This window comes from Paracoccus aestuarii, assembly GCF_028553885.1.
In the GTDB taxonomy this organism is placed as follows: Bacteria; Pseudomonadota; Alphaproteobacteria; order Rhodobacterales; family Rhodobacteraceae; genus Paracoccus; species Paracoccus aestuarii.
The window spans coordinates 82,406-109,235 of sequence record NZ_CP067170.1; the positions used below are offsets into that span (position 1 = coordinate 82,406).

A 26,830-nucleotide genomic window follows, 5' to 3' on the forward strand; every position below is an offset into this window, starting at 1 on the left:
CGCCTGCTGGCTGCGGGGCGCCGCGGTGACGGACCCATCCGTTTTCCGGATCGCTCATACGAAAATTGCATTTGCTGCAAGTTTTCACGCTGCCTAGGCTCGGCTGCATGGAAACAACCCTTCATCAGCCCGATGCCGGCCCCGCCGTGCCGCGCTCGGAGGGCCGCTTGGCGGTCGATCCGGGTCATGACCTACACCTCGAACGGCACGGGACCGCCGGGGCCTGTCCCACGGTCTTTCTGCATGGGGGGCCGGGGGCGGGGCTGTCCCATGCCTGCCTGAAGGGGTTCGACCTGTCCCGCCATGACCTGGTGCTGTTCGATCAGCGCGGCGCGGGTCGGTCGCGGCCCAGTGCCGGGCTGGACGGGAACACCACCGCCGCGCTGATCGCAGATCTGGAACGGATCCGGACCCATCTGGGGTTCGAGGACTGGATGGTCGCGGGCGGGTCCTGGGGCAGCTGCCTGGCGCTGGCCTATGCCCAAGCGCATCCCGACCGGGTTCGGGCGCTGCGCCTGCACGGCATCTTCCTCGGCCGCCCGGAGGAGATCCGCTGGTGGTTCCACGGCATCGCCGCCGTCTTTCCCGACGAATGGGACCGTTTCGCAGCCCATGTCCCGGTCGAGGAGCGGGGCGACCTGCTGGCGGCCTATCACCGCCGCCTGACCGGCCCCGACATGGCGGTGCGGCAGGCGGCGGCCCGGGCGCTGCGGACCTTTTCGGCCCGCACGCAGACGCTGGAGCCGGACGAGGCGCATGTCGCGCGCCTGCTGGACGGCCCGGAGCGCTATCTGCCGGTGGCGCGGCTGTTCGCGCATTACTGCGTGAACGGGTTCTTTCTGCCCCAGGGCGGGCTGCTGGCGGGGATCGACCGCATCCGCCACATCCCGGCCGAGATCCTGCAGGGCCGCTATGACATGGTGACGCCGATGATCTCGGCCTGGGACCTGCACAAGGCCTGGCCCGAGGCGGGGTTCCAGGTTGTCACCCTGGCCAATCACACCGCATCGCCCGCCATGATCGCCGCGCAGCGGGCGGCGACGGCGCGGCTCTTGGAAAGGACCCATCCCCATGCCCCGCATTGACGCAGGCGCCATCCTGCCGCTGGTCGAGATCGCCGCGGCGCGCGCCCCCGCCTGCGCGCCGGGTGGCGGGGCGGTGGCCTTCATCAGCGACCGCAGCGGCATGCCGCAGATCTGGATCACCGACGGTGACGGTGGCGGCGACGGGGCGCGGCAGCTGACCGATCATCCCGAACCCGTCAACAGCCAGGCTTGGAGCCCCGCGGGCGACCGGATCCTGTTCACCGCCGATCGGGGCGGGGATGAACGCTGGCAGCTGCATCTGCTGGACCCGCAAACCGGCGCGGTAAGGGCGCTGACCGCGGACCCGATGACGGTGCATATGTGGGGCGCGTTCTCGCCGGACGGGGGGCGGATCGCCTTTACCGCCAATGACCGGGGCCGGGACCGGCTGGACCTGCGGGTGATGGACCTGGCGACGGGCGCCGTGCAGGCGGTGGCCGACCCCGCCGGCCATCAGGAGGTGCTGGGCTTTGCGCCGGACGGGGCCAGCCTGCTGGTGCGTCGCACCCTGGGCGCGGCCAGCGACCAGAAGCTGGACCTGGTCGAGATCGCGACCGGCCGCCGCCGCCCGATCCTGGATGCCGGACATCGCGTGAAATTCGCGGCGGCGCGGATGCTGAAGGCGGGCGGCGGGCTGGCGATCTGCGATCTGGATGGCGATCGGATGGCGCTCTGGGGCTTTGACGGGGATGGCGCGGGCACGGGTCGCGTCTTTCATGCCGAGGGCTGCGATCTGGACGCCTTCGCGCTGGAGCCCGACCAGAGCCGCGCCGTCGTGGCGATCAACCGCGACGGGTTCAGCCAGCTGGCGCGGGTGGACCTGGCCTCGGGCGCGGGCCGCCCGCTGGCGCTGCCGCATCAGGGGGTCGTCACCGGGCTGAGCGTGCCTGCGGACGGGGCCGCGCTCTGCGCCCTTTCGGGCCCGGTGAACCCGCCCGCCCTGTGGCATCTGCCGCTGTCGGGCGGGGCCGCGTCCCGGCTGCACGGGGCCGAACCGCTGCCGGACGGGGCGGCGGCGGAGCCTTGCGCCTTCGACAGCTTCGACGGGCTGCGCGTGCCCTGTTTCCTCTATCGTCCGGCGGGCCAGGCGCCCGCGCAGGGCTGGCCCGCGGTCTTCATCATCCATGGCGGCCCCGAGATGCAGTGGCGCCCGGAATGGCGGGCCGATGTGCAATGGCTGGTCGGGCAGGGGATCATGGTGGTCGCGCCGAACGTGCGGGGATCGACCGGCTATGGGCGCCGCTATCACGGGCTGGACGACCGCGAGAAACGGCTGGACAGCCTGGCCGATGTCACCGCGATCAGGGCGCATCTGGTCGGGGCGGGGGTGATCGACGGGGACCGGACCTGCATCTTCGGGCGGTCCTATGGCGGATACATGGTCATGGCCGCCCTGACGGAAACGCCGGATCTGTGGCGCTGCGGGGTCAATTTCTACGGCATCGGCAATTTCGCCACCCATCTGCTGGCGACCGGCCCTTGGGCGCGGATGATCCGGGTCGCGGAATACGGCGATCCCGAGGCCGATGCCGCGATGCTGGCCCGCCTGTCGCCCGTGAACCGCATCGAGCGGGTGCGGGCGCCGCTGCTGATGGTCCATGCCGATCGCGACCCGCGCGTGCCGCCCTGCGAAAGCGAGATCATCCATTCGCTGATGTTCGGTCTGGGCAAGCGCTGCGACTTTCTGCGGATTTCGCATGAAGGGCATGGCTTCAAACGCATCGACAATATCCGCCGCGTCTTCGGGACGCTGGCCGAATTCATCGCACAGGAACTCTGAGGGAGCGAACATGAAGAACGAAGCCGATATCTGGACCGGCGTGGACCGCCATGCCCCCGACCTGATCGGGCTGTCCGACCGGATCTGGGGCATGCCCGAGATCTGCTATACCGAATATGCCTCGGTCGCCGAACATGTCGCGATGCTGAAGGACAAGGGCTTCCGCATCACCGAGAACGTCGCGGGCATCCCCACCGCCGTCATCGGCGAGGCGGGCGAGGGCGGGCCGATCATCGCCTTTCTGGGCGAATACGACGCGCTGCCGGGCCTGAGCCAGGAGGCCGGTGTGGCCGAGCCGCGCCCGCTGCCGGGCAACGGGCAGGGGCATGGCTGCGGGCACAACCTTCTGGGTTCGGCCGCGCTGCTGGCGGCCTGCGCGCTGAAGGACTGGCTGGAGGAGACGGGCACCCCCGGCCGCGTGCGCTATTACGGCTGCCCGGCCGAGGAGGGCGGCGCCGCCAAGTCCTTCATGGCGCGCGCGGGCGCCTTTGACGGGGTGGCCGCCGCGATCACCTGGCACCCGCATTGCTTCAACGAGGTGGCCCCCGCCCTGTCGCTGGCCAATACCCGGATGGATTTCGAATTCACCGGCCGCGCCAGCCATGCCGCCGCCGCCCCGCATCTGGGCCGATCGGCGCTGGATGCCGCGCAGCTGATGTGTACGGGCGTGCAGTATCTGCGCGAACATGTCCCGCAGGAAAGCCGCATCCATTATTCCTTCCTGGATGCCGGGGGCGTCGCGCCGAACGTGGTGCAGGCCAAGGCCAAGCTGCGTTTCGCCATCCGCTCGCCCGACCTGCCCGGCATGTTCGAACTGAACGAGCGCGTGAAGCGCATCGCCGAGGGCGCGGCGATGATGACCGACACCAAGGTGTCGATCTCGATCATGAGCGCGGTGTCGAACCTTCTGGCCAACACCCCGCTGGAGGAGGCGATGCAGGCCAATTTCGAACGGCTCGGGCCCCCGGAATTCGACGCCGAGGACCGCAATTTCGCCGCCCGGATCCAAGCGACCCTGTCGGCGGGCGACATCGCCAGCGCCTATCGCGGGGTGGGGGTCGCGCCCACCGACACGCCGCTCTGCGATTACATCGTGCCGCGCGACACGCGGCGGGAACCGATGATCGGATCGACCGATGTCGGCGATGTCAGCTGGATCGTGCCCACCGTCCAGGCCCATGCCGCGACGCTGGCCATCGGCACGCCGGGCCACAGCTGGCAGGTGACGGCGCAGGGCAAGACGCCGCAGGCCCACAAGGCCATGACCTGGGTCGCCAAGGTCATGGCCGCCACCGCCCAGGACTGCCTGACCGATGCGGACCTGCTGGCCCGCGCCCGCGCCGATCTGGACGCGCGCCTGGCCGCCGCGCCCTATACCTGCCCGATCCCGGCCGAGGTCAGCCCACCCCTTCAGCCCCGCCCCGAAGCGGCCTGAACCATAAGAACCAACAGGAGAGAGAAAATGAACCACAAGGCAAGAATGCTGACATCCGCGCTGGCCCTTGCGGGGGCCACCGCCATGCCCTTTGCGGCTGCCGCCCAGACCCCGCCGAACGTGATGGTCATGGCGTGGAACATCGACGCCATCTCGACCTTCGATCCCGCCCAGGTGGGCGAGGTCGTCACGGTCGAGCTGCTGGTCAACACCTGCGACCGGCTGATGGAATACGACCCCGAGGACGAGACGAACGTCATTCCCGGCCTTGCCGAAAGCTACGAGGTGTCCGAGGACGGCACGACCATCACCTTCACCATGCGCGAGGGGATCACCTTTCCGTCGGGCAACCCCGCCACCGCGCAGGAGATGATGTGGTCGCTGCACCGCGTGCTGAACGTGGGCCTGGGCGCGGCGGCCGCCCTGACCGAATACGGCTTCACCGCCGAGAACGCGGCCGAACGCATCACCGCGCCCGACGACCGCACGCTGGTGATGCAGTTCGACCAGCCCTATCCCGCATCGCTGTTGCTGCAGGCGATCGCCGCCTATCCGGTGGCGATCATGCTTGACCGCGACACGATCCTGGAAAACGAGGTCAATGACGATCTGGGCAACCAGTATCTGGCCACCCATACCGAATGTGTCGGCCCCTATCGGCTGGAGCGCTGGAACCCCGGCGAGGTCGTGATCCTGGAACGCAACGACGATTACTGGGGCGAGGCGCCGGGCATGCAGACCATCCTGGTCCGCCACGTGGCCGAGGCCGGCACGCAGCGCCTGATGCTGACCAGCGGCGATATCGACATCGCCCGCGACCTGACCCCCGAGGATATCGCCGATGTCGGCGCCCGCGACGATGTCGAGGTGGTGACGACCATGAAGCCCCAGCTGACCTATCTGGCGCTGAACAACGAATTCGGTCCCTTCACCGACCCGCGCGCGCGGCTGGCCCTGCGCTATCTGCTGGACTATGACGCGATGGGCAATTCCTTCCTGCGCAATATCGGCGTGATCCGCCAGAGCCCGGTCCAGCTGGGTGCCTTCGGCGCGCTCAGCGAGGAAGAGGGCCGCCCCTTCGCGCTGGATGTCGACCGCGCGCGCGAATTGCTGGCCGAGGCCGGCGTCGAGGAGGGGACCAGCATCTCGCTGATCCTGGGCACCCATCCCTATTCCATGCCCATCGGCCAGCATTTCCAGGAAAACGCCGCGGCGGCGGGGCTGAACGTCTCGGTCGAGCGGATGGCGAATGCGCAGCTCTTCTCGCGCATCCGGGGCCGTGAATTCGAGATGGGGGTGATGAGCTGGCAGACCTCGGTTGGGGATGCGCATGGCATGGCCTCGCGCCAGATCTACAACCCCGACAATGCGGCCGAAGCGCAGCTGACCCAATATCCCAGCTGGCGGTCGGCCTATTTCTCGGAGGAATACAACCAGCGCGTCATGGAGGCCCTGCTGGAACCCGATACCGACACGCGCGAGGAGATGTATCACCAGCTGCAGCTGGACCAGATGCAGGAGGGCCCGCAGGTCTTCATGTTCCAGACGACCCAGAACGTCGCGCATCGCGCCGAGCTGCAGGGCTGGACCGCCCATGGCTTCAAGGCCTTCTACAACCAGGTGACCAAGTAAGGCCCGTCCGGCCCGCCGGCACCCCGCCGGCGGGCCATCCCAGACAGGAAAGGAGGCAGGACCATGCGGGCAGCGGCATCGCAAGGCGGGCTTTTCACATCCCGGCGCAGGCGTCAGCTTCGCGGGGGCATCCGCACCATCGGATCGGTGGGCGTCACGCTTCTGGGCCTCGTGGCCCTGACATTCTTCATCGGGCGCATGCTGCCCCTGGACCCGGTCATCAAGATCGTGGGCGAGAACGCCCCGCAGGCCGCCTATGACCGCGTCTATCGCGAGCTGGGGCTGGACCAGCCGCTGATCATCCAGTTCCTGAACTATCTGCGCGACGCGGTGACGCTGGATCTGGGCAATTCGCTGACCTCGGGCCGCCCGGTGATCGAGGATATTGCCCGCGTCTTTCCCGCCACGATCGAATTGGCGACCGTCGCCATGATCATCGGCACGGGGCTGGGCGTGCCGCTCGGGGTGATCTCGGCCATGTATGCCAACAGCTGGATCGACCATGTCGTGCGCACGGTCTGCCTGATCGGATATTCGGCACCGAATTTCTGGCTGGGCCTGATGGGGCTGATGGTCTTCTATGCGGGGCTGGGATGGGTCTCGGGGCCGGGGCGGATCGGGTTCGTCCATGAATACGGGTTCGAACAGCGCACCGGCCTTCTGCTGATCGACACGGCGGTGGCCGGGAACTGGGCGGCCTTCCGTAACGCGGTGTCCCATATCGTGCTGCCGGCCTCGATCCTGGCCTTCGGGGCGATGACCTATATCAGCCGCATGACGCGCAGCTTCATGGCCGCGCAGCTGACGCAGGAATATGTCATCACCGCCCGCGTCAAGGGCCTGTCCTGGCGCCGCACCGTCTGGCGCCACGCCTTCCGCAACATCGCGGTGCAGGTGCTGACGGTCGTGGCGCTGTCCTATGCCTTTTTGCTGGAGGGCGCCGTGCTGACCGAGACGGTGTTCGCCTGGCCCGGCTTCGGCCGCTATCTGACCAGCGCGCTGCTGGCGGGCGACATGAATGCGGTGGTCGGCTGCACGCTGATCATCGGACTGATCTTCGTGACCATCAACCTGATCTGCGACGTGCTCTATCGCGTCCTCGATCCCAGAACGCGGTAGGATGGCGATGAACCAGACACAATCCCCGGGCCTGCGCGGCTGGCTGGCCGCACCCGTGCCCGCATCCGCCGCACAGGCGCGCGCGCAGCAGGTCCTGCTGGGCTGCCGCCGCTTCGCGGCCAACCGATCCGCCCTGGCCGGCGCGATCTTCCTGCTGATCCTGGTGACCGTCGCCCTGCTGGCGCCGGTCATCGCCCCCTACAACCCGTTCCAGCAATCGCTGGCGAACCGGCTGCAGCCGCCGTCGGGCGCCCATTGGCTGGGCACGGACGAGCTGGGCCGGGACATCCTGTCCCGCATCATCCACGGCACGCGCATCACACTGTACATCGCGGTGCTGACGGCGGCGATCGTGGCGCCCGTGGGGCTGGCCGTCGGCACGCTGGCGGGCTATTTCGGCGGCTGGATCGACCTGATCCTGGTGCGCATCGTCGATGTCTTTCTGGCCTTCCCCTCGCTGATCCTGGCGCTGGCCTTCGTCACCGCACTGGGTCCGGGAATCGAGAACGCGGTGATCGCGCTGTCGCTGTCCGCCTGGCCGCCCATCGCGCGCCTCGCGCGGGCCGAGACGTTGACCATCCGCAAATCCGACTATGTCGCCGCGATGCGGATGCAAGGCGCCTCGCATACGCGGATCATCCTGTCGGACGTGATCCCGATGTGCCTGCCATCGGTCGTGGTGCGCGTGACGCTGAACATGGCCATCGTGATCCTGACCGCGGCGGGCCTGGGGTTCCTGGGCCTCGGCGCGCAGCCGCCCAGCCCGGAATGGGGCGCGATGCTGTCCTCGGGCCGGGAATTCATGATGAACGCCTGGTGGGTCGCGGCCGTGCCCGGCATCGCCATCCTTCTGACCAGCCTTGCCGTCAACCTTGCCGGCGACGGGCTTCGCGACGTATTGGACCCCCGCCATGACTGAACCGCTGCTGGAGGTCGAGGACCTGCGCATCCGCTTTGCCGGCAACCGCACGGGGCGCGATGCCGTGCGCGGCGTGTCCTTCCGCGTCGGGCGCGAAAAGCTGGGCATCGTCGGGGAATCCGGCTCGGGGAAATCCCAGACCGGGCGGGCACTGCTGAAGCTGACCCCGCGTTCGGCCACCGTCACCGCATCCGCCCTGCGGTTCCGGGGCGAGGATCTGCTGGCCGCCAACGAACGGCGCATGCGCCAGATCCGGGGCCGCAAGATCTCGATGATCCTGCAGGACCCGAAATTCTCGCTGAACCCGCTGATGCGGGTGGGCGAACAGATCGTCGAGGCCTACCGCGTCCATCACAGGGTCGATGCCCGGACCGCCCGCCAGCGCGCCCTGGCCATGCTGGAGGCGGTGCATATCCGCGACCCCGAACGGGTTTTCGCCCTGTTGCCGCACGAGGTGTCGGGCGGGATGGGCCAGCGCATCATGATCGCGATGATGCTGATCCCCGAACCCGACATCATCATCGCGGACGAGCCGACATCGGCGCTGGACGTGACCGTGCGCCGCCATGTGCTGTCGGTCCTCGACGAACTGGTCGAGGCGCGGGGCGCCGGCCTGATCCTGATCAGCCACGACCTGAACCTGGTCGCCAGCTTCTGCGACCGCATCCTGGTCATGTATGCTGGCCGCGTGCTGGAGGAGATCGCGGCCAAGGACCTGCGCCGCGCCCGCCACCCCTATACCCGGGCCCTGCTGGACAGCCTGCCGCGGCTGGACCGGCGGACCGACCTGCTGCGCGTGCCGCAGCGCGACCCGGACTGGCTGGACGGGCCGGTCTATCGGCTGGAGGATCACTGATGAGCACCCCCATCCTCGAGGCGGTGGGCCTCGACGTCTCGTTCGGCGAGGAGGACGACCGCCATCATGTCGTCAAGGATGTCGGATTCCGCATCGGGCGCGGCGAATGCTATGGCCTGATCGGGGAATCCGGCTGTGGCAAGTCCACCGTCCTGCGCGCCGCCGCCGGGCTGAACCCCGATTACGAGGGCGCCATCCTGCTGGACGGGCGCGAACAGCCCAAGGCGCGGCGCGGCGCGGATTTCCTGCGCCGGGTGCAGATGGTGTTCCAGGACCCCTATGCCTCGCTGCATCCGCGCAAGATGATCGACAAGGTCCTGCGCGAGCCCCTGCAGATCCACGGCTTCGACCGCCGGCGCCAGCGCATCGACGAGGTGCTGGTGCAGGTGGGCCTGGACCCGGCCTTCCGCTATCGCTACCCGCACGAGCTGTCGGGCGGCCAGCGCCAGCGCGTGGCCATCGCCCGCGCGCTGATCATGGAGCCCGAGGTCCTGCTGCTGGACGAACCGACCTCGGCCCTGGACGTGTCCGTCCAGGCCGAGATCCTGAACCTGCTGGTCCAGATCCAGCGCGACCGGGGCCTGACCTATCTGCTGGTATCCCATGACATGGCGGTGATCGCCCATGTCTGCCAGCGCATCGGCATGATGCAGCACGGCGCGATCATCGAGGAGCTGACCTCGGACGCCGTGCGCAAGGGTCGGGCCGAACACCCCTATACCAGGCAGTTCCTGGACGCGAGCGCGTCCTTCGCCGCCGCCCTTGAAGGAGACGCCGCATGATCGCCGCCCTGACGCCCCATATCGAGGCCCAGCCCACCGCCGCCCTGACCATCTGGCAGAACGGCCGCACCCTGGGGGAATTCGGCCCCCAGGACCACCGCTTTCTGTGCCATTCCATCCGCAAGAGCATCCTGGCCGCCCTGATCGGGATCGAGGTCGAGGCCGGGCGCCTGGACCTTGGCGCGACGCTGGAACAGCTGGGCATCGACGACAACGACCCGCTGTCGCCGGTGGAACGGCAGGCGACGGTCTATGACCTGCTGACCGCGCGGTCGGGCATCTATCACCCCGCCGGATACGAGACCGAATGGATGGGGATGATCAAGGAACGCCGCCATTCCCACGCGCCGGGCACCTTCTGGTGCTACAACAACTGGGATTTCAACGCGCTCGGCACGATCTATGTCCAGGCCAGCGGACACAGCGTGGCCGAGGGCTTCACCCGCCATCTGGCCGGTCCGCTGGACCTGCAGGATTTCCGCCCCGAAGCCGATGCCTGGACCGAACGTTTCGATCAGTCGCGCCATGACGCCTATCCCTTCCGCCTGTCCAGCCGCGACCTGCTGCGCTTCTGTCAATTGTTCCTGCAGGACGGGGTCTGGAACGGCACCCAGGTCCTGCCCGAGGGCTGGACGCGGCTCTGCACCTTGCGCGGCAGCGATGCGGGACCGCGCGGGGCCTATGGCTATATGTGGTGGTTGGAACGCGACGGCTGCGGGCTGCCCCATGTCATCCTGCCCGAAGGCAGCTATATGGCGATCGGGGCGGGGGGGCATTACGCGCTGGTCATGCCCGCGCGCAACGCCATCGTGATCCACCGCGTGGACACCGATCAGGGGCACGAGGTCTCGGGCTTTCGCTTCGGCACGCTGCTGCGCCACATCCTGCGGCATCTGGACTGAGCCATGCAGCATCAGGACACGATCGCCGGCCATATCGCCGGCTGGATGCATGCGCGCCACGAGGACGGCCCCTTTGCCGCCGCCCCCGCGGCGCGGATGCTGGCGCAGGCGGCCATCGCCGACGCGATCGGCTGCATGCATGCGGGGCGGGGCGATGCCACCACCCGGCGCGTGGCGCAGGCGGCGACGGCGGGGGGCGATGCCTGGCTGGTGACGGGGGGCACGGCCGATCCGGCCGCCGCGGCGATGGTCAACGGCACCGCCGCCCATGCGCTGGATTACGACGACAACTTCACGCCGGGCATGTCCCATGCCTCGGCGGTGATCGTCCCGGCGCTGCTGGCGGCCGGGGGCCTGCGGGTGTCGGGGCGCGCGCTGGTCGACGCCTATCTGGTGGCGCTGCAGGCGCAGGCCTTTGTCGGCGCGGGGGTGGGGCCGGGCCATTACGCGGCGGGCTGGCACGGCACCTCGACCATCGGTTCGGTCGGCACCGCGGCGGGGGTCGCGCATCTGCTGGGCGCGGATGCCGAGGGGATGCGCCGCGCCCTGACCCTGGCCTGCAGCTTTGCCTGCGGCACCAAGGGCCAGTTCGGCACGCCCGCCAAGCCCTTTCACGCGGGCCTGGCCGCCCGCAACGCCGTCGAGGCCGCCCGGCTGGCCTTGGCGGGGATGGAGGGCCACCCCCGCGCCTTCGAGGGGCCGCAGGGCTTTGCCGCGATGTTCCGCGGCGCGGGCACGCCCGGCTATGACGCCGCCCGGATCGCCGGGACGACCCGCCATGTCATCGCGACCGACGGCGTGGTCCCCAAGCTGCATCCCTGCTGCGGATCGACCCATCTGGTCGTGGACGCGCTGACGGATCTGCGCCGCAACGCTGAATTCGCCGCCGAGGATGTCCAGGCCATCGCGGTGAAGGTCGGCACCGCCAACCGCCTGAACCTGCCCTATACCCGCCCCGAGGACGAGATGCAGGCCCGTTTCTCGATGAACTACTGCGTCGCGGTCGCGCTGCGCAACGGGGGCCTGGTGCTGGACGATTTCACGCCGGCCGCCGTCCTGGCGCGGCGCGACGATCCGCTGCTGGCGCGGCTGACCATGACCTCCTGGACCGAGGCCGAGGAGGCCGCGGCCCCCGACGCGCGCCTGCCCCACCGGCTGCATCTGCGCTTGCGCGACGGGCGCGATCTGCGGGCCGAGCGCATGTTCCCCCGCGGCGATCTGCGCGAGCCCTTCCGCCCGGAGGAGGTCCGGGCTAAGTTCCTGGCCTGCTGCGACGACGCGCCTTGGGCGGGGGCGCTGCATGACCGGCTGATGGCGCTGGACGGGGCGGCCGATCTCAGGCCAGTCGCACCGATCTTCGGCAGATCTGGTGACCGCTGCTGACGGCGTTCCACAGGCTCTGGGCATAGCGGCTCATGTTATGCGACCGATAGAGCCGGATCTCGGTCGGCAGATCGAAATCCGGCCCGCCCGCCCGGACCAGCACGCCCGCTTTCAGGTCGTCCTCGACCATGACCCGGGGCAGCCAGCACATGCCATGGCCCTGCCGGACCAGCCCGTGGATCACCGCCGCCATCGAATTGTCGCGCACCTTGCACAGCCGGTCGCCCAAGCGATCGAAGCAGGGCGTCAGCGCCTGCTGAAAGAAGCTGCCCCTCGTATAGCCGCAATAGGCGATCTCGGCCTCGCCATCCAACGACCAGATCGGGGCGCCATCGGCATCGGGGCGGCTGACGGGCACTGCCGTCTCGTGGCCCAGGACGATGTAGCGGTGATGGCGCAGGGCCAGCAGGTCGGGCACCCGGTCATCCGCGAATGTCAGCAGAAATTCGGCCTGCCCGCGCAGGAAATTTCGGATGTTCGCGGCCAGCAGCGGCTCGGTGTTCAGCAGGTCGACCTGCCAGGATTCCGTCGTCTCGTAGCGCGACAGCCAGTCGGGAAAGAAATGCAGCGCCAAGGTGCTCAGCGCGATGAGGTGGCATGTCTCGACCCGGCGGGCGGTCGGATGGCCGATCGTGCGGACCTCCTCCATCTTCTCCAGGATGTCCTGCGCCAAGGGCAGCAGCATCTCGCCCGCCTCGCTCAGGGCGACGGGCTGGATGGTGCGGTCGAACAGTTCGCGCCCGACGAAGCCCTCCAGCGCGGCGATCCGGCGCGACAGGGTGGATTGTGACATCCCCCGTTCGCGCGAGGTGGTCGAGAAGTTGCGGCTCTGCGCGAGGTGCAGGAAATCCTCGAACAGTCCGGTGTTGATCATGACCTGCCCCCCGTTGGTCCCTCGATCATGGCGAAGGTCTGCCGGTATGGGATTGGTAGTCGGCAGGTGGGTTGATGGCAAGCGCGCCGGCCGCGTTGCCGGCAGCCAGCCCAAGTGCCCGGGGCGTTCTGCAAGGGTCTGGTTGCCCGGTTTCGCATGATGGCGCCGTGGATTGTGAAACCCTTCGATGTCGGCCACGACATCGGCGCAACCTGCATTTCGGGGGCGATACAATTTGCGGCCGGTGCGTTCGGTCTTCAGCGTCGAGAAGAGGCTTTCCATCGCCGACATTGCCATGGACGGATCCCGGACATTGCCGGCCCGGCTCGTTGCGCAGATGATGTTGGTTTGTCCGACAGGCGTTGGACCTGCCTGCAGGTCGTATGACGATCCCTGGTCGGAATGGTGCAGCAGCGCTTCGACCTTGCCGCGTCGCCAAGCCGGCATCTTCGGGGCCTCCACGACCATCGGTGCTTGCCGATGAAGGCGAACTTGATATCCCCTCTCGCCCGCAAAAACGCCACGGCGGGTTCGACCGGTCAGCGCAACGGCTCTTTTGAACGTAGCTGCAGGCATCGCGGCCAAGGCTGACGATCTGGCGCGATAAGCAGCGCATCGCCCTGACCTGCAGCCAGCCCGACAAGCAGCGGCGGACGGCCCATGTCGAGCGCTACAGCACGAATGGCTGGACCTCTAGACCTTTGAAACCATCGATGAGGCGCAGCAGATCGCAACGGAATGCCTGCGAACCTCTAGCAACAAGCGCCCCGACATGGATATCGGTGGCGTCACACCGGCCACGAAACTGAAAATGGCCGCGAGAGTTCCGCGGTCGCGTCCCCGTCGAAATGGGGATGCTTCTCGTTTCCGCACCCTGTCGGGCTGCTTTCTTGCCAGAACGGGGCCTCACAGCGGCCCGATTGCAAGCGTCAGGCATCGCGGTGTGATGCGACGGCTTGTGCTTTGGGTCCGTGCATGAACGCGCTGCGACTGCCCCCTTTGGAATGGGCGCAGGCGCATTTCCGACATCCTGAACCTCGACTTTGGTCGAATGGCACCACGATGGGCAGGGCGTATCGTGCCAGGCATGTATCGCGCGCTGCTCATCCTGCTGCTCTTGGTGCCGCTGCGGCTTGGTGCGCAGGACATGGCCGATCATGTGATCGCACCCTATGCCCTTGGCGACAGGCTGAATGACCAGGGCGTCCATGGATTGCTGAATTCCGGCGGCGGCGAGGCGGGGTTCCTGTTCGAGACAGGCCCGCTGGCGCCGCTGCCGGGGTTTTCCGGCCAGCCGATCAACATGCTGGTCATGCTGGATCTGGAGGGCCGGTTCATCGACGTGCGCCTGCTGGCCCATAACGAGCCGATCTTCGTCTCGGGCCTGGGCGAGGCGCCGCTGCGCGCCTTCCTGTCGCAATATCGCGGGCATGCGATCACCGAGCCCCTGGTCGTCGGCAATCCCTATGGCGCCGGGCAGGGGGGCGATCTGGTCTGGCTGGACGGGGTGACCAAGGCCACGGCCTCGGTCCGCATCGCGCATGAATCGATCCTGGCGGCGACGCTGGCCGTCGCGCGCGAACGGATGCAGGGGATCAGCGCCGGCCCGCCCCCGCGGCCCGACCCGGACCATGCCGAGAGCTTGAACCTCGACGCCTTGCTGGACCAGGGCATCGCGCGCAGGCTCTCGGTCACCAATGCCGAGGTCGAGGCCGCCTTTGCCGGCACGCGATGGTCGGGCGCGGATCCCGAGGGCGCTGGCGATCCGCAGGGTCTGTTCCTCGACCTGCTGGCCGTCGATATCGGCCCGCCCGCCATCGCCCGCGCCGTCCTGTCGCCCGAAACGCTGGCCGAGGTTCAGGCGCAATCCCGCGTCGCCCCCGATGACGAATTCATCCTGCTGCTCGACCGCGGCCGCCACGGCCTTGTGGGCCCGGATTTCGTCCGCAACACCGCGCCGGATCTTTTGGGCGCCACGCAGGACGGTCTGCCGCTGGCGCTGCGCGATGCCGATATCCTGGCCGAGCTGCATCCGGACCTTGCCGATTGGCAGGACGCGGCGCGGATGGTGCTGCGCCTCGACCGCAGGCTCGGCTTCGATCCGACGCGCGAATGGCAGCTGACCGTCCGGGCCGAGCGCCAGCATGGCATGTTCCAGCCCGAGATCGGCCATGCCGACCTGACCCTGCCGATGATCCTGCCGCAGCGCTTCTTCCTGACACCCGAAGGCCCTGCGCCGCGCCCGGCCTGGCTGGAGGCCGCCCATGCGCGCCGTGCCGATCTGGCCGTTCTGATCGCCGCCCTGGCCCTGCTGCTGGCGGGGCTGGCGCGGCAGTCGCGCCTGGCCGGGCACCGGCATTATGGCGCGATCCGGCTTGGCTGGCTGGCCTTCGTGATCGGCTTCATCGGCTTCTGGGGGCAGGGGCAGCTGTCGATCGTCACCCCGCTGGCGGTGCTGCGGGGGCTGATGCAGGGCGGGGGGCTGGCGGTGCTGCTCTATGATCCGTTCTCGCTGGTGATCTGGGCGGTGACGCTGGCGGGGCTGGTCCTCTGGGGGCGGGGGCTGTTCTGCGGCTGGCTGTGTCCCTATGGCGCGATGCAGGAATTCGCGCATCATGCCGGGCGTCGGCTCGGCCTGCCGGACTGGCGCCCCGCCCCAAGCCTGGGCCGCGCGCTTCTTTGGACCGGACCCGCCGCGCTGGCGGGTCTGGTCCTGACCGCGATCCTTGTCCCCGCCCATCTGGAGACCACCGCCGAGATCGAGCCCTTCAAGACCGCCATCACCACCCATTTCGCCCGGCCCTGGCCCTATATCCTCTGGGCGGGCGGCTGGCTGGTCCTGTCGATGGTCTGGTTCAAGGGATTCTGCCGGTCGCTCTGCCCACTTGGTGCGCTGCTGCGGGCGGGCGACATCCTGCGCCTGCGCCGCTGGATCCCGCGCCGGGCGGAATGCGGCATCCCCTGCCAGCTGTGCCGGGTGCGCTGCCGCTATGACGCCATCGCCCCCAAGGGGCAGGTGCGTTATGGCGAATGTTTCCAATGCCTCGATTGCGTGACGATCCACGACGATCCGCGCCAATGCGTGCCGCTGATCCTGGCCGCCCGCGCCAGACGGAGGGCGGCATGACCACGCGCAGACGGTTCCTGACCATCCTTGCGGGCGCGGCACTGGCGGGGCGCGCGGCGGACGCGGCCGAATGGCAGGGCCGGGCGATGGGCGCCGATGCCCGCATCCTGATCCGCTCGGGCGATCTGCGCGACGCGACGCTGGCCCGGGTGCTGGCCCGCATCCGCCGGATCGAACAGGTCTTTTCGCTGCATGCCCCGTCCGAGCTGACGCGCCTCAATCAGGGCGCGGCGGTGACGCTGTCCCCCGAGATGCGCCTGGCCTTGCACCTGGCGCGCAGGGTCCATGCGGCGACGGGCGGGATCTTCGATCCGGGCGTCCAGCCGATCTGGGCGGCCCGGGCCGGGGGCATGCCGGCGCCGCGGGTCCGGCCCTTGGGGGGGATCGCGCGGATCAGGGACGGCGTGCAACTGGCACCGGGGCAGGCGCTGACGATGAACGGGCTGGCGCAGGGCCTTGCCACCGACCTGATCGCGGCAGAGCTGGCCGGGCTTGGCCCCGTCCTGGTGGATATCGGCGAACAGCGCGCGCTCGGCGGTGATTTTCGGTTGGAACTGGTCGATCCCGCAGCGAGGGGCCTGGGCCGGATCACCCTGCGCGCGGGGCGGGCGGTGGCCACCTCATCCCCCGGGGCGCTGCGCTTTGCGACGGGTTCAAGCCATATCATCGGGCCGCAGGGTCAGGCGCCGCTCTGGTCCAGCGTGACGGTCGAGGCACCCACCGCCGCGCTGGCCGATGCCGCATCCACCGCCTTCGTGCTGATGCCTGCCCCGGCGATCCGTCAGGCGCAGGTCCGTCTTGGCCTGGGACCGGTGCGGGTGGTCGACCCGGCGGGAAACCTCTCCACGATCGAGCGCCACGGCTGATCGGGGCCGCCCCTTACCGCAGCCCCGGACGATAGCGCACGCCATGCCGGGCAAAGATCGCCTCGATCCGGCCATCGGCCACAGCCTCGCCGATGATGGCATCGACCTCGTAGCCGAGCGGGCGGTGCTGGGTCGACAGCGCCACGCCAAGCGTCCAGGACGACCGATCCAGCCCTACCATCGGCGGCGTATGGACCAGAACACCGTCGCCCGACAGGCCCTCCAGCTCGGTCACGGGGCCCATCACGGCCATGACCTCGCCCCCGGCCAGCCCCGCCATCGCCGCCGCGGTCGAGCGATAGCGGCGCACCTTGTCGCCCGCCGCCCCCACCAGCGAGGTCAGGTAGAAATCCGCGATCGCATCGTTCTCGACCCCGACGGTGTCATAGCGGAAATAGGCCGGGACCGGCCCCTTTTCGGGGTAATCCGCCTGCCGATAGGCGATGGCCAGCCGTTCCTCGGCATAGATGCCGGTGAAGACCACCTGGTCGAAGCGGCAGGCATAGGCGGGATCATAGGGCGCATGCAGGAACAGGTTCGAGACATGCCCATCCACCACCGCGCCCCGCGTGACATAGTTCAGCAGATCCTGATCGAAGGTCTCGCCCGCCTGGACCATGCGGATGCGCGTCTCCACACCCAGGCCCTCGCCGATCAGATGGGCCAGATCCACGTCGATGCCGTGGGGCGTGCCGTCCGTGTCATGCGACCAGGGCGGAAAATCCTCGTAGACGGCGATCTCGATCCAGCCCTGTTCGCGAATCCGGTCCAGGCTGCGGCCGACATCCTGCGGAAAGGTGTTCTGCGGGCGGGCCTGCGGGACGTGATCGGCGCAAAGGGGCGCGGGCTGCGCCGCCGCCGGACCCGCCAGCAGCAGCGCGAGGATGACGGCCAGGCCACGCATCAATGCGCCGCGGAAAGGCCGATGGTCAACAGCTCGGACGCGCCCTTGCGGTTGTCGGGCGCCAGCGCCAGGATCTCGGCCGCGCGCGACACGGTGCTGTCGGCCTTGGGTGCGCCGGATGCGGTGGCGACATTGCCTGCGATCTGGGTCAGTTCGGCGGCGATGGCGGTGGTGTCGCCGTCGCCTGCGGCCAGCTGGTCGCGGATCTCGGTCAGGCGGGCGGTGTGGTCGTCCAGCGCGCCATCCTCGGGGCGGGTCTCGACATAGGTGCGGATCGCCCAGGCCGCCTTCTGGTCCAGAACCTCCTCGAAGCCGGGCATCTTGGTCACGCCGTCCTGGGTATAGCCGTGGCGGAACCGCTCGATATACCATTCGTCGCCATATTCCTCGGCCTCGAGGAAGCGCAGGTCGGGGGCCAGACCGCCCGACACCGCCCCCAGCCCGTGGCAGCGCGCGCAGTTCTGGTTATAGCCGCTGTCACCGATCTTGACGGCGGTCAGCCAGACCTCGTCCCCGGCCGCCTCGGCGCGATAGGGGTTCTCGGTCAGCCAGTCCTCGCCGACATCGGGCAGGGCTTCGGTATTCATGGGCTGGGGCGCGACATCGCCATGCGCCATCAGCTGGACAGGCAGGGCGAGGGCTGCGGCGATCAGCGCGGCGGACAGGGCGCGGCGGGACGGGATGGGCACGGAAATCCTCCTTCATTTCGGCTTGGCGCCAGTTAGGGGCAGGGCGCACATGGCGGCAATTCGACCTTGGTCGAGGCGATGTCAGGGCAGGGGCCGGGCAGCCGCGCCCCAGGGATAGCGGCCGACCTTGATGGTCTTGATCGGCTGGTGGCTGGCCACGTCGAAGACGGTCACATCGCCCGAGACGCCGTTGGTCGTGAACATCCGCGTGCCGTCCGGCGACAGCTCCAGATGCCACACGCGGCGGCCCACCAGGATGTAGTCGATGACCTGAAAGCTGGCTGTGTCGATCACCGCCACATGGTCCGACGGCCCGAGCGCCACGAAGATCTTGCCGCCGTCCGGCGAAAAGACCATGCCGACGGGCTGCAACCGCTCGGGTCGGATATTGGGCAGCGAAAAGGCGATCTTGGCGATCTCGGCACGGGTTTCCGTGTCGAAGACCGTGACCGTGCCGCCGATCTCGGAGCTGACCCAGAGCTGGCTGCCGTCATGGCTGAATTCGGCGTGGCGGGGGCGGCTGTCGACCAGGGTATTGGCGATGATCTGATGCGTCTCGGTGTCGATCCAATGGGCCATGTTGGTCGTCTCCGAGGTGGTGACCTGGATGCGGCCGTCGGGGGACATGCCCATCCCCTCGGGTTCGATCCCGACGGCGATCTGGGCGACGACGCGGCGGGTCTCGGTATCGACGACCGTGGTCAGCGCGTCATCCTCGTTCGCGATCCACAGCTGGCGGTCGTCGGGGGACAGAACGAACTGTTCGGGATCGTCGCCCGAGGGCAGGTCGTGCAGGATCTGGCCCGTCGCGGGGTCCATGACCTGCACCGCATTGCTGTCCGAGGCACAGATATACAGCAGGCTGTGATCACTGTTGAAGGTGATCCCGCGCGGGCGCTGGCCGGTCGGATAGGTCGCCTTGACCTCCAGCGTGGCGACGTCGATGACGCTGACGGTATCGTCCAGTTCGTTGGACACCCAGATCTCGTCCGCGCCGGCGGGGCCGGCAAGGGCAAGCGACAGAAGGACGGGACGGAACATGCGGGGCCTCATGGGAATGCGGTGCAGGATGTGCCGGGGCGGTCCTGCCCAAGCGTGTCGAGTTCGGAGAATTCGTGCAGGAACCCCTCCAGCGGCGCGGTGACGACGACGGCGCGTTCGGTGACCAGCGGGATCGGCTGGCGCATCTGCCCGTCCCATGCGCGAAACGACAGGGGCGTGCCCAGGAACCCCGCCAGCCGGAAGCCGTCGGACAGCAGGTAATCGTGCAGCACGTCCGGATCGGCGCTGCGGGTGCGGGTCACGGCCTCGCCGATGGCGGCGGCGGCGGCCCATGCGGCAAAATCGGTGGCCTGCATCTCGCGCCCGGACAGGTCGCGAAACCGGGTCTGCAGCTGCGCGGCGCCCCAATTCTCGACCACGCCGGAAAAGCCGAGCGGCATGATCCCCTCGGAGCCCGCGACGGGGCGCGGCACCCAGGTGTTGTAGGGGATGTAGCGGCCGAAATCGCCGCGTTCATCCGCGACCAGCAGCAGGTCATGGTCGGGCAGGTCCTGGGTGAAGGCCGGCAGCTCCTCCGAGGCGACGCGGCGCATGTCGGCATCGAAGGCCCAGGCCTTTTCCGCGGCCAGCGACAGGCCGAACTTGGTCAGCGACGCCCGCAGCGCGTCGGCAAAGGCCGCATCCTCGGGGTTTGGACCCTGCAGCAGCGCCAGCCGGGTCCAGCGCTTCTTCAGCGCGAATTGCGCCAGCGCGTCGGTGCGCATCGCAAGGCTGGGCGTCGTGTGCAGGACGTTCGCGCGGCAGTCAGCCCCGCGCAGCGCCTCGGAGGGGTCGGAGACGTTGAAGATCACCGCGCCCTCGGCCGCGGCGAGATCGGCCAGCGCCAGCATGTCCTCGGCCGGCGCTTTGACCAGGATCAGCCGCGCGCCATCGGCCAGCAGCGCCTCGATGGCGGGGCGCAGGTCTTCCCCGGGGGCGATGCGCGTCTCGGTCAGGGTGAAGTCGTCGCCCATGAAGCGCCCGGTCGCGGCGATGTCCGACAGCCCGAGCCGCGCACCGGCCAGGGCCAGGTCCTCGGGCGGGGCGATCAGGTTCGACAGGATCGGCGGCGGGACGACCTGGCGTTCGACCATGTCGATGCGCACCTCCAGCGCGGCGGCGGCTGTCGCGCAGGCGGTCATCGCGGCGCCGATGATGGCAAGCCGTTTGGGCATCATGGTCCCTCCCTTTCCTCGGCCCGAGGATCGGCAGGAAGCGCCCCGTGCGGAAATAGGACCATGGTCGAACTGGTCAGCCGCGCGGTCGTGGGTCAGCCCGGCAGCGCACGGGAATCATTCGACCAATGGACAATATACGCCACCCCGCCCGCCCCCATACTGCCCCCTTGCAAGACCCCGCGACAGCCGGGGCCGGGAAGTGAGCGGAGGAGGACACCATGAACAGATTCGTGCTGGCGACCGTGCTGGCGATGATGGCGGCGGCCCCGGTGGCCCAAGCCGCCGTGACCGAGGAGGACCTGGCCAACGATCAGGCCAGCACCGGCAACGTGCTGACCAACGGGATGGGGCGCGACCTGCAGCGGTTCAGCCCGCTGACCACGCTGAACCGCGACAATGTCAGGAACCTGATGCCGGCCTGGGCCTTTTCCTTCGGCGGCGAGAAGCAGCGCGGGCAGGAAAGCCAGCCGCTGATCCATGACGGCGTGATGTATGTGACGGGGTCCTATTCCCGCATCTATGCGATCGACATCGAGACCGGGCGCGAGATCTGGCAATACGACGCCCGCCTGCCCGAGGGCATCCTGCCCTGCTGCGACGTGGTGAACCGGGGTGCGGCGATCTATGGCGACAACATCTATTTCGGCACGCTGGACGCGCGCCTGATCGCGCTGGACCTGAAGACCGGCGACGTGAAATGGAACAAGAAGATCGCCGAATACAAGGAAGGCTATTCCTATACCGCCGCGCCGCTGATCGTGGACGGGATGATCATCACCGGCAATTCCGGCGGCGAATTCGGGATCGTCGGCGAGGTGCAGGCCCGCGACGCCGAGACGGGCGAGACCGTCTGGACCCGCCCGGTGATCGAGGGCCATATGGGCACCCTGAACGGCGAGGAAAGCACCATGACCGGGACGCTGAACGCGACTTGGCCGGGCGACATGTGGCAGACCGGCGGTGGCGCGACCTGGCTGGGTGGTTCCTATGACATCGACACGAACACGCTGGTCTTCGGCACGGGCAACCCCGCACCTTGGAACAGCCATCTGCGCAATGCCGGCACGCCGGTCGAAGGGAATGCCGGCGACAACCTCTATGCCGCGTCGCGCCTCGGGATCGATCCGGAGACGGGCGAGATCAAGTGGCATTTCCAGTCCACCCCGCGCGAGGGCTGGGATTTCGACGGCGTGAACGAGGTCGTCTCCTATACCGATCGCGAGGGGAACAAGCGCTACGGCACTGCCGACCGCAACGGCTTCTTCTATGTGCTGAACCGCGAGGACGGGGCCTTCGTGGATGCCCATCCCTTTGTGGCCGACATCAACTGGGCGTCGGGCATCGACGAGACGGGCCGCCCCGTCTTCATCGAGGAAAACCGCCCCGGCGCGATGAACGAGGCCGCCGAAGGCGGCAAGGGTCAGCAGGTCTTTGCCGTGCCCTCGTTCCTCGGCGGCAAGAACTGGCAGCCGATGGCCTACAGCCAGAACACGGGCCTCTTCTACATCCCCTCGAACGAGTGGGGCATGGACATCTGGAACGAGCCGATCAGCTACAAGAAGGGCGCGGCCTATCTGGGCGCGGGCTTCACCATCAAGCCGATCTTCGAAAGCCATATCGGCTCGCTCAAGGCGATGGACCCGATGACGGGCGAGGTGAAGTGGGAATACCAGAACGACGCGCCGCTCTGGGGCGGGGTGATGACCACGGCCGGCGGCCTCGTCTTCTTCGGCACGCCCGAGGGCGAGTTCAAGGCCTTGGACGACGAGACCGGCGAGGAGCTGTGGTCCTTCCAGACCGGCTCGGGGATCGTCGGTCAGCCCGTGACCTGGGAACAGGATGGCGAGCAATATGTCACCATCGTCTCGGGCTGGGGCGGGGCGGTGCCGCTCTGGGGTGGCGAGGTTGCCAAGAAGGTGAACTACCTCAATCAAGGCGGCATGGTCTGGACGTTCAAGCTGCCCGCCCAACTGGCCGCGAACTGATCCGCGGTCGACCCGGAGGACGGGGATGTGCGGCACGCCGCGCATCCCCTTGCTGCAACGGCGCCTCTTTCCAAGCGGGGCAAGGCGTCGCAAGATCGCGAAACGCGCGTGCAAGAAGGGCAGGCCATGGCAGTTCAACCGCAGATCCCGGGCACAGGCCAGGAAGGGCCGTTCCGCGCCGCGCTGATCGTCGAGGATCACCCGCTGTTCGGGGATGCGCTGGCGATGACGCTGCAATCGGTCTCGGGGATCCGGCATGTGATCCATGCCGACAGCCTGGAACAGGCCAGCCGCCATCTGGCCGCGGGCGCGGATGTGGACGTGATCCTGCTGGATCTGAACCTGCCCGATGTGGACGGGCTGGAGGGGCTGCTGCACCTGCGCCGCGTCGCGCCGCGCCTGCCGGTCCTGCTGGTCACCTCGGTCAACGAGACGCGGACCATCCGCGCGGCGCTGGCCGGGGGCGCGGCGGGCTTCGTGCCGAAACATTCCCGCCGCGAGGTCTTCCGCGCCGCCTTCGAGGCCTTGGCCGCGGGCGAGGTCTTTGCCCCCGACCTGCCCGCCGAGGCCGAACCCGAGGCCCCCCATGCCGATGCCGTGATCCGCCGCCTGTCCCAGCTGACCCGCCAACAGGCCCGCATCCTGGAACTGATCTGCGAGGGGCGCATGAACAAGCAGATCGCCTATGAGCTGTCGATTGCGGAAACCACGGTCAAGGCCCATGTCACCGCGATCATGCGCAAGATGGGCGTGTCCACCCGCACCCAGGCCGTGCTGATGGCCCAGGACGTGAAGCTGCGGGGACGCATCGCCGATGCCGCCAACGGCGCCGCCTGAGACCGGGGCGCCGCGCAGCGCCTCGGTGCCCTTGGGCGGGCCGGACCCGGTGGCGGCGCTGGCGGCGCGGCTCGGTCCCGGCCCCTTTGCGCTGGTCCTGATCTTTGCGGGAGAAGGCGCCGACCTGCCGGTGCTTCTGGCCCGGGCGCCGGGCCATTTCGGGCGCTGCGCCATCGCCGGATGCACCACCGCGGGCGAGCTGGGCGAGGGTGGCTATGCCGATCGCAGCCTGGTCGCCATCGGCTTTCCCGAGGCGGGCTTTGCAGCCTCGACCGTGCTGATCGACCCGATCGACGCCATCGACACGCGCCCGATGATCGCCCGCCTGCAGGAGGCCCGCCAGGACCTGGCCCGCCGGGCGCCCCAGATGCCGCAGGAACTGGGCATCCTGCTGGTCGACGGCATGTCGGGCCGCGAGGAGCATCTGGTCGCCTCGCTGGCCGGGGGTCTGGGGCCGGTGCGCATCATCGGCGGATCGGCGGGGGACGGGCGCGCCTTTGACCGCACGCGGGTCTTCTGCGGCCAGCAGATGCGCGACCGCGCCGCCGCGGTCCTGTGCCTGCTGCGCAGCCGCATGGCGATGCGGCCCTTTTCCTTCAACTCGGCGCGGCCCTCGCGCACGCAGATGGTCGTGACCCGCGCCGATCCCGCCGCCCGCACCGTGCTGCGCATCAATGACGAACCGGCGGCGCGCGAATATGCCCGGCTGCTGGGTTGCGATCCCGCAGATCTGGGCCCGCAGATGTTTGCGACACGGCCGGTGATGGTGCGCGCCGGCAGCCGCCATTTCGTGCGCGCGATCCGGGGCGTCGGCCCCGATGACGGGCTGCAGTTCTTCGGCGCCGTGGCCGAGGGGATGGTGCTGACCTTGGCCGGCGAATCCGACATGGCCACCCATCTGGCCCAATCCTTTGCGGACCTGTCGGCGGCGGGCGCGCCGCGCATGATCCTGGGCTTCGACTGCATCTTTCGCCGCATGGATGCCGAGGCCCGCCAGCAGATGCGCCCCGTCTCGGACCTGCTGGTCCGGCACCGCGTCGCGGGCTTTTCGACCTATGGCGAGCAGACCGGCGGCATGCATGTGAACCAGACGCTGACCGGCGTCGCCTTCTTCGACCCCGCATGAGCGACCGGCCCGCCGACATCGCCCGCATGATGGCGCCGGGTGACGATGCCGAGCGGCGGCACCAGAAACTGGTCGTCATCGCCCAGGCCCTGATCCGCCAGATCGAGGATCAGCCCCAGGACACCGCCGGCGGCTATGCCCAGTTCCAGCGCGCCGCCCTGCTGGAGGACGAGGTTCGTGCCCGCACGCGCGAGCTGGAACATGCGCTGGACCTGCTGAACGCCTCGAATGCCAGCCTGTCCCAGGCCTATCGCGACAAGGAGGCCGCGCGGCAGAACCTGTCGTCGGCCATCGAGGCCGTACAGGAGGGGTTCGCGCTGTTCGACGCCGATGACGTGCTGGTCATGTGCAATTCGCGCTTCAACGCGATCCTGCCCGATATCGTCGACCGCCTGCAGCCCGGCCTGGATTTCGAGACCTATCTGCGCGTCGTCGCTAGCTCGCGGCATTTCAAGCCGCCGGAGGGGATGACCCCGGATGCCTGGATCGCGATGCGCCGCAGCCGCCATGCCGAACGTCACTTCATCCTGACGCAGGAGCTGACCGAAGGCCGGCTGATCCAGGTGTCGGAACAGCGCACGGCGGATGGCGGCACCGCGATCCTGCAGACCGAGGTGACCGACCTGATCCGCGCCGAGCGGGCGGAACGGGGGCGGCTGCTGAACGACCAGGCCGCGATCCTGAAGGCCACGCTGGAGCACTTGCCCTTGGGGGTGTGCCTGTTCGACGGGCGGCTGCGGCTGCTGGCCTGGAACGCGAACCTGTCCCAGATGCTGACCCTGCCGCTGACGCGCCTGCGCGAGGGGGTGCATTTCGACGAGCTGTGGCACCAGCTGCGCACGCAATTCGTGTTTCCCGCGCAGAAGGGGGCGAACCGGCTGGCGGATTGGGCGCGTTCGGTGCGGCGGCGCGAAAGTTTTGGGGTCGAGGTGATGCGCCTTGGGGGTGTCGGGGGGCCGCGCACCCTGGCGCTGCACGCGCAGGAGATCCCCGATGGCGGCTTCGTGCTGTCGATCGACGACATCACCGATTACAGCCGTGCCTTGGACAGCGTCAGCCGTGCCAACGAGACGCTGGAGGCCCGCGTCACCGCCCGCACCGAGGAGCTTCAGGACGCGCTGGCCCAGGCCGAACGGGCGAATGCCTCGCGGGCGCGCTTTGTGGCCGCGGTGGGCCATGACCTGATGCAGCCCTTGTCGGCGGCGACCCTGTTCGTCGGCTCGCTGCTGGAGGATGTGGCCCAGCCCGCCCCCCGCGCGAAGCTGGAGAAGATCCAGCGATCCCTGGATAGCGTCAGCGGGCTGATCGAGGCGCTTCTGGACATCTCGCGTCTGGAGGCCGGGCAGGCGGCCCTGACGGTCGAGCCGGTCGCGCTGGCCCCCCTGTTCGAGCAGCTGCGCGAGGAATTCACCCCCGTCGCCCAGGCCAAGGGACTGCAGCTGGTGGTGCGTCCGGCGCAGGGATGGGTGATCTCAGACCGGCTCTATCTGCGGCGCATCCTGCAGAACCTGTTGGCGAACGCGATCCGCTATACGGACCAAGGACGGGTGCTGGTGGCCGCGCGGCCGCGGGCGGGTCGGGTGCTGCTGCAGGTGCGCGATACCGGGCGGGGGATTGCGGAAGGCGATCACCGCCTGATCTTTGCCGAGTTCAAGCGGTTGGACGCCAAGGCCTCGGCCTCCGAGGGGCTGGGCCTGGGCCTGGCCATCGTCGACCGGGCCGCGGCGCTTCTGGGCCATGCGCTGACGCTGCGCTCGGCGCCGGGGCGCGGTTCGACCTTCGGGGTCGAGGTGGCCGCGACGCTGCAGGCACCCGACCGGCGGGGGGCGTTCAGCGGATTGGGGCCGGGCGGCGCGGACCGGCCCGAGGTCACCGCGCTGATCGTCGAGAACGACGCCGCGATGATGCAGGCCCTGACCGGCCTTCTGGAGCAATGGGGCGTCAACGTTTTGGACGTATCCTCCGGCGAGGATGCCGTGGCCCTGCTGGAGGAAACCGGGGTCGAGCCCGACCTGTGCATCGTCGATTACCAGTTGGGCGCGGGCATGGACGGTCTGGCCTGCCTGAGGCGGCTGGCCCATAATCTGGGGACCACGAGCCGCTATTGGCTGATGAGCGCCAGCCGATCCGAGGCACTGCAGCGCCAGGCCGACGATCTTGGCGTCACCCTGCTGAGCAAACCGATAGCGCCTGGCACATTAGCCCAGATCATCGCAGAGGCGCGGGAGGCCATGCGACAGGACATGCCGCGCGGATGAGCCGCTCCTGCCATCTGTCGGAAAGTGACGGAAGACACGAACTTACGTCGGC

21 protein-coding genes and 1 pseudogene are annotated in these 26,830 nt (G+C 68.8%); 17 read left to right on the forward strand and 5 right to left on the reverse strand.

Annotated elements, in window-relative coordinates; genetic code table 11:
* Positions 1-107: 107 nt before the first annotated feature.
* From pip to JHW48_RS16070, 10 genes are all read left to right on the forward strand, one after another.
* Positions 108-1,085, forward strand: a complete 978-nt coding sequence (gene pip, locus JHW48_RS16025; protein WP_119885628.1) for a prolyl aminopeptidase — start codon at positions 108-110, stop codon at positions 1,083-1,085.
* Complete coding sequence (locus JHW48_RS16030) at positions 1,072-2,865, forward strand: S9 family peptidase (RefSeq protein WP_119885627.1); 1,794 nt, start codon at positions 1,072-1,074, stop codon at positions 2,863-2,865. The genes pip and JHW48_RS16030 overlap by 14 nt, the downstream gene beginning before the upstream one ends.
* Before the next feature lie 10 nt (positions 2,866-2,875).
* On the forward strand, positions 2,876-4,300 hold the full coding sequence (locus tag JHW48_RS16035) for an amidohydrolase (protein WP_119885626.1): 1,425 nt from the start codon (positions 2,876-2,878) through the stop codon (positions 4,298-4,300).
* Positions 4,301-4,345: 45 nt separating this feature from the next.
* Positions 4,346-5,932 carry an ABC transporter substrate-binding protein gene (locus tag JHW48_RS16040; protein WP_170152253.1) on the forward strand — a complete coding sequence of 529 codons (1,587 nt, stop codon included), beginning with the start codon at positions 4,346-4,348 and terminating at the stop codon, positions 5,930-5,932.
* Positions 5,933-5,995: 63 nt separating this feature from the next.
* Entirely contained in the window at positions 5,996-7,051 is a 1,056-nt protein-coding gene (locus tag JHW48_RS16045; RefSeq protein WP_119885624.1) for an ABC transporter permease, read from the forward strand.
* Positions 7,052-7,058: 7 nt separating this feature from the next.
* Positions 7,059-7,970, forward strand: coding sequence for a nickel transporter permease (gene nikC, locus JHW48_RS16050; protein ID WP_119885652.1), 912 nt, complete (start codon positions 7,059-7,061; stop codon positions 7,968-7,970).
* Positions 7,963-8,826 carry an ABC transporter ATP-binding protein gene (locus JHW48_RS16055; protein WP_119885623.1) on the forward strand — a complete coding sequence of 288 codons (864 nt, stop codon included), beginning with the start codon at positions 7,963-7,965 and terminating at the stop codon, positions 8,824-8,826. Before nikC ends, JHW48_RS16055 begins: the two co-directional genes overlap by 8 nt.
* Positions 8,826-9,608, forward strand: coding sequence for an ABC transporter ATP-binding protein (locus JHW48_RS16060; RefSeq protein WP_119885622.1), 783 nt, complete (start codon positions 8,826-8,828; stop codon positions 9,606-9,608). The genes JHW48_RS16055 and JHW48_RS16060 overlap by 1 nt, the downstream gene beginning before the upstream one ends.
* Positions 9,605-10,510, forward strand: coding sequence for a serine hydrolase domain-containing protein (locus JHW48_RS16065; protein WP_119885621.1), 906 nt, complete (start codon positions 9,605-9,607; stop codon positions 10,508-10,510). Before JHW48_RS16060 ends, JHW48_RS16065 begins: the two co-directional genes overlap by 4 nt.
* 3 nt (positions 10,511-10,513) lie before the next feature.
* Positions 10,514-11,893, forward strand: a complete 1,380-nt coding sequence (locus JHW48_RS16070; RefSeq protein ID WP_205961868.1) for an MmgE/PrpD family protein — start codon at positions 10,514-10,516, stop codon at positions 11,891-11,893.
* On the opposite strand, the gene JHW48_RS16075 is transcribed toward JHW48_RS16070, so the two are convergent.
* Positions 11,847-12,767, reverse strand: a complete 921-nt coding sequence (locus JHW48_RS16075; RefSeq protein WP_170152252.1) for a LysR family transcriptional regulator — start codon at positions 12,765-12,767, stop codon at positions 11,847-11,849. The genes JHW48_RS16070 and JHW48_RS16075 overlap by 47 nt on opposite strands.
* 587 nt (positions 12,768-13,354) lie before the next feature.
* Here JHW48_RS16075 and JHW48_RS16080 point away from each other — a divergent pair.
* From JHW48_RS16080 to JHW48_RS16090, 3 genes and pseudogenes are all read left to right on the forward strand, one after another.
* Positions 13,355-13,587 (forward strand): annotated as a pseudogene (locus JHW48_RS16080) (integrase core domain-containing protein); the annotation flags it as partial.
* A 267-nt stretch (positions 13,588-13,854) separates the two neighbouring features.
* A complete protein-coding gene (locus JHW48_RS16085; RefSeq protein ID WP_119885619.1) occupies positions 13,855-15,894 on the forward strand; it encodes a 4Fe-4S binding protein in 2,040 nt (679 codons plus the stop codon).
* Positions 15,891-16,760 (forward strand): FAD:protein FMN transferase, encoded by an 870-nt coding sequence (locus JHW48_RS16090; RefSeq protein WP_119885618.1) that lies wholly within the window; start codon positions 15,891-15,893, stop codon positions 16,758-16,760. Before JHW48_RS16085 ends, JHW48_RS16090 begins: the two co-directional genes overlap by 4 nt.
* Before the next feature lie 13 nt (positions 16,761-16,773).
* Here JHW48_RS16090 and JHW48_RS16095 read toward each other — a convergent pair whose 3' ends face one another.
* The 4 genes from JHW48_RS16095 to JHW48_RS16110 form a co-directional block, all read right to left on the reverse strand.
* Positions 16,774-17,664, reverse strand: a complete 891-nt coding sequence (locus JHW48_RS16095; protein WP_119885617.1) for a substrate-binding periplasmic protein — start codon at positions 17,662-17,664, stop codon at positions 16,774-16,776.
* The gene (pedF, locus tag JHW48_RS16100; RefSeq protein ID WP_240637784.1) at positions 17,664-18,281 is read right to left on the reverse strand and encodes a cytochrome c-550 PedF; all 618 of its coding nucleotides are present in this window, start codon (positions 18,279-18,281) and stop codon (positions 17,664-17,666) included. The genes JHW48_RS16095 and pedF overlap by 1 nt, the downstream gene beginning before the upstream one ends.
* 153 nt (positions 18,282-18,434) lie before the next feature.
* Positions 18,435-19,394 carry a YVTN family beta-propeller repeat protein gene (locus JHW48_RS16105; RefSeq protein ID WP_119885615.1) on the reverse strand — a complete coding sequence of 320 codons (960 nt, stop codon included), beginning with the start codon at positions 19,392-19,394 and terminating at the stop codon, positions 18,435-18,437.
* 8 nt (positions 19,395-19,402) lie between these two features.
* Positions 19,403-20,569, reverse strand: coding sequence for an ABC transporter substrate-binding protein (locus tag JHW48_RS16110; protein WP_170152251.1), 1,167 nt, complete (start codon positions 20,567-20,569; stop codon positions 19,403-19,405).
* 221 nt (positions 20,570-20,790) lie between these two features.
* Here JHW48_RS16110 and JHW48_RS16115 point away from each other — a divergent pair, with 221 nt between their 5' ends.
* The 4 genes from JHW48_RS16115 to JHW48_RS16130 all read left to right on the forward strand — a co-directional run bounded on the left by JHW48_RS16115 (position 20,791) and on the right by JHW48_RS16130 (position 26,778).
* Positions 20,791-22,557, forward strand: a complete 1,767-nt coding sequence (locus JHW48_RS16115) for a PQQ-dependent methanol/ethanol family dehydrogenase (protein WP_119886405.1) — start codon at positions 20,791-20,793, stop codon at positions 22,555-22,557.
* A gap of 126 nt (positions 22,558-22,683) precedes the next feature.
* Entirely contained in the window at positions 22,684-23,394 is a 711-nt protein-coding gene (locus JHW48_RS16120) for a response regulator (protein ID WP_119886404.1), read from the forward strand.
* On the forward strand, positions 23,372-24,520 hold the full coding sequence (locus JHW48_RS16125) for an FIST N-terminal domain-containing protein (protein WP_119886403.1): 1,149 nt from the start codon (positions 23,372-23,374) through the stop codon (positions 24,518-24,520). The genes JHW48_RS16120 and JHW48_RS16125 overlap by 23 nt, the downstream gene beginning before the upstream one ends.
* Entirely contained in the window at positions 24,517-26,778 is a 2,262-nt protein-coding gene (locus JHW48_RS16130; protein WP_119886402.1) for a hybrid sensor histidine kinase/response regulator, read from the forward strand. Before JHW48_RS16125 ends, JHW48_RS16130 begins: the two co-directional genes overlap by 4 nt.
* Positions 26,779-26,830 lie beyond the last annotated feature (52 nt).

Coding starts and splice junctions, on each gene's coding strand:
- pip (WP_119885628.1), top strand. CDS start 108: ATGGAAACAACCCTTCATCAGCCCGATGCCGGCCCCGCCGTGCCGCGC.
- JHW48_RS16030 (WP_119885627.1), top strand. CDS start 1,072: ATGCCCCGCATTGACGCAGGCGCCATCCTGCCGCTGGTCGAGATCGCC.
- JHW48_RS16035 (WP_119885626.1), top strand. CDS start 2,876: ATGAAGAACGAAGCCGATATCTGGACCGGCGTGGACCGCCATGCCCCC.
- JHW48_RS16040 (WP_170152253.1), top strand. CDS start 4,346: ATGCTGACATCCGCGCTGGCCCTTGCGGGGGCCACCGCCATGCCCTTT.
- JHW48_RS16045 (WP_119885624.1), top strand. CDS start 5,996: ATGCGGGCAGCGGCATCGCAAGGCGGGCTTTTCACATCCCGGCGCAGG.
- nikC (WP_119885652.1), top strand. CDS start 7,059: ATGAACCAGACACAATCCCCGGGCCTGCGCGGCTGGCTGGCCGCACCC.
- JHW48_RS16055 (WP_119885623.1), top strand. CDS start 7,963: ATGACTGAACCGCTGCTGGAGGTCGAGGACCTGCGCATCCGCTTTGCC.
- JHW48_RS16060 (WP_119885622.1), top strand. CDS start 8,826: ATGAGCACCCCCATCCTCGAGGCGGTGGGCCTCGACGTCTCGTTCGGC.
- JHW48_RS16065 (WP_119885621.1), top strand. CDS start 9,605: ATGATCGCCGCCCTGACGCCCCATATCGAGGCCCAGCCCACCGCCGCC.
- JHW48_RS16070 (WP_205961868.1), top strand. CDS start 10,514: ATGCAGCATCAGGACACGATCGCCGGCCATATCGCCGGCTGGATGCAT.
- JHW48_RS16075 (WP_170152252.1), bottom strand. CDS start 12,767: ATGATCAACACCGGACTGTTCGAGGATTTCCTGCACCTCGCGCAGAGC.
- JHW48_RS16085 (WP_119885619.1), top strand. CDS start 13,855: ATGTATCGCGCGCTGCTCATCCTGCTGCTCTTGGTGCCGCTGCGGCTT.
- JHW48_RS16090 (WP_119885618.1), top strand. CDS start 15,891: ATGACCACGCGCAGACGGTTCCTGACCATCCTTGCGGGCGCGGCACTG.
- JHW48_RS16095 (WP_119885617.1), bottom strand. CDS start 17,664: ATGCGTGGCCTGGCCGTCATCCTCGCGCTGCTGCTGGCGGGTCCGGCG.
- pedF (WP_240637784.1), bottom strand. CDS start 18,281: ATGGCGCATGGCGATGTCGCGCCCCAGCCCATGAATACCGAAGCCCTG.
- JHW48_RS16105 (WP_119885615.1), bottom strand. CDS start 19,394: ATGTTCCGTCCCGTCCTTCTGTCGCTTGCCCTTGCCGGCCCCGCCGGC.
- JHW48_RS16110 (WP_170152251.1), bottom strand. CDS start 20,569: ATGCCCAAACGGCTTGCCATCATCGGCGCCGCGATGACCGCCTGCGCG.
- JHW48_RS16115 (WP_119886405.1), top strand. CDS start 20,791: ATGAACAGATTCGTGCTGGCGACCGTGCTGGCGATGATGGCGGCGGCC.
- JHW48_RS16120 (WP_119886404.1), top strand. CDS start 22,684: ATGGCAGTTCAACCGCAGATCCCGGGCACAGGCCAGGAAGGGCCGTTC.
- JHW48_RS16125 (WP_119886403.1), top strand. CDS start 23,372: ATGCCGCCAACGGCGCCGCCTGAGACCGGGGCGCCGCGCAGCGCCTCG.
- JHW48_RS16130 (WP_119886402.1), top strand. CDS start 24,517: ATGAGCGACCGGCCCGCCGACATCGCCCGCATGATGGCGCCGGGTGAC.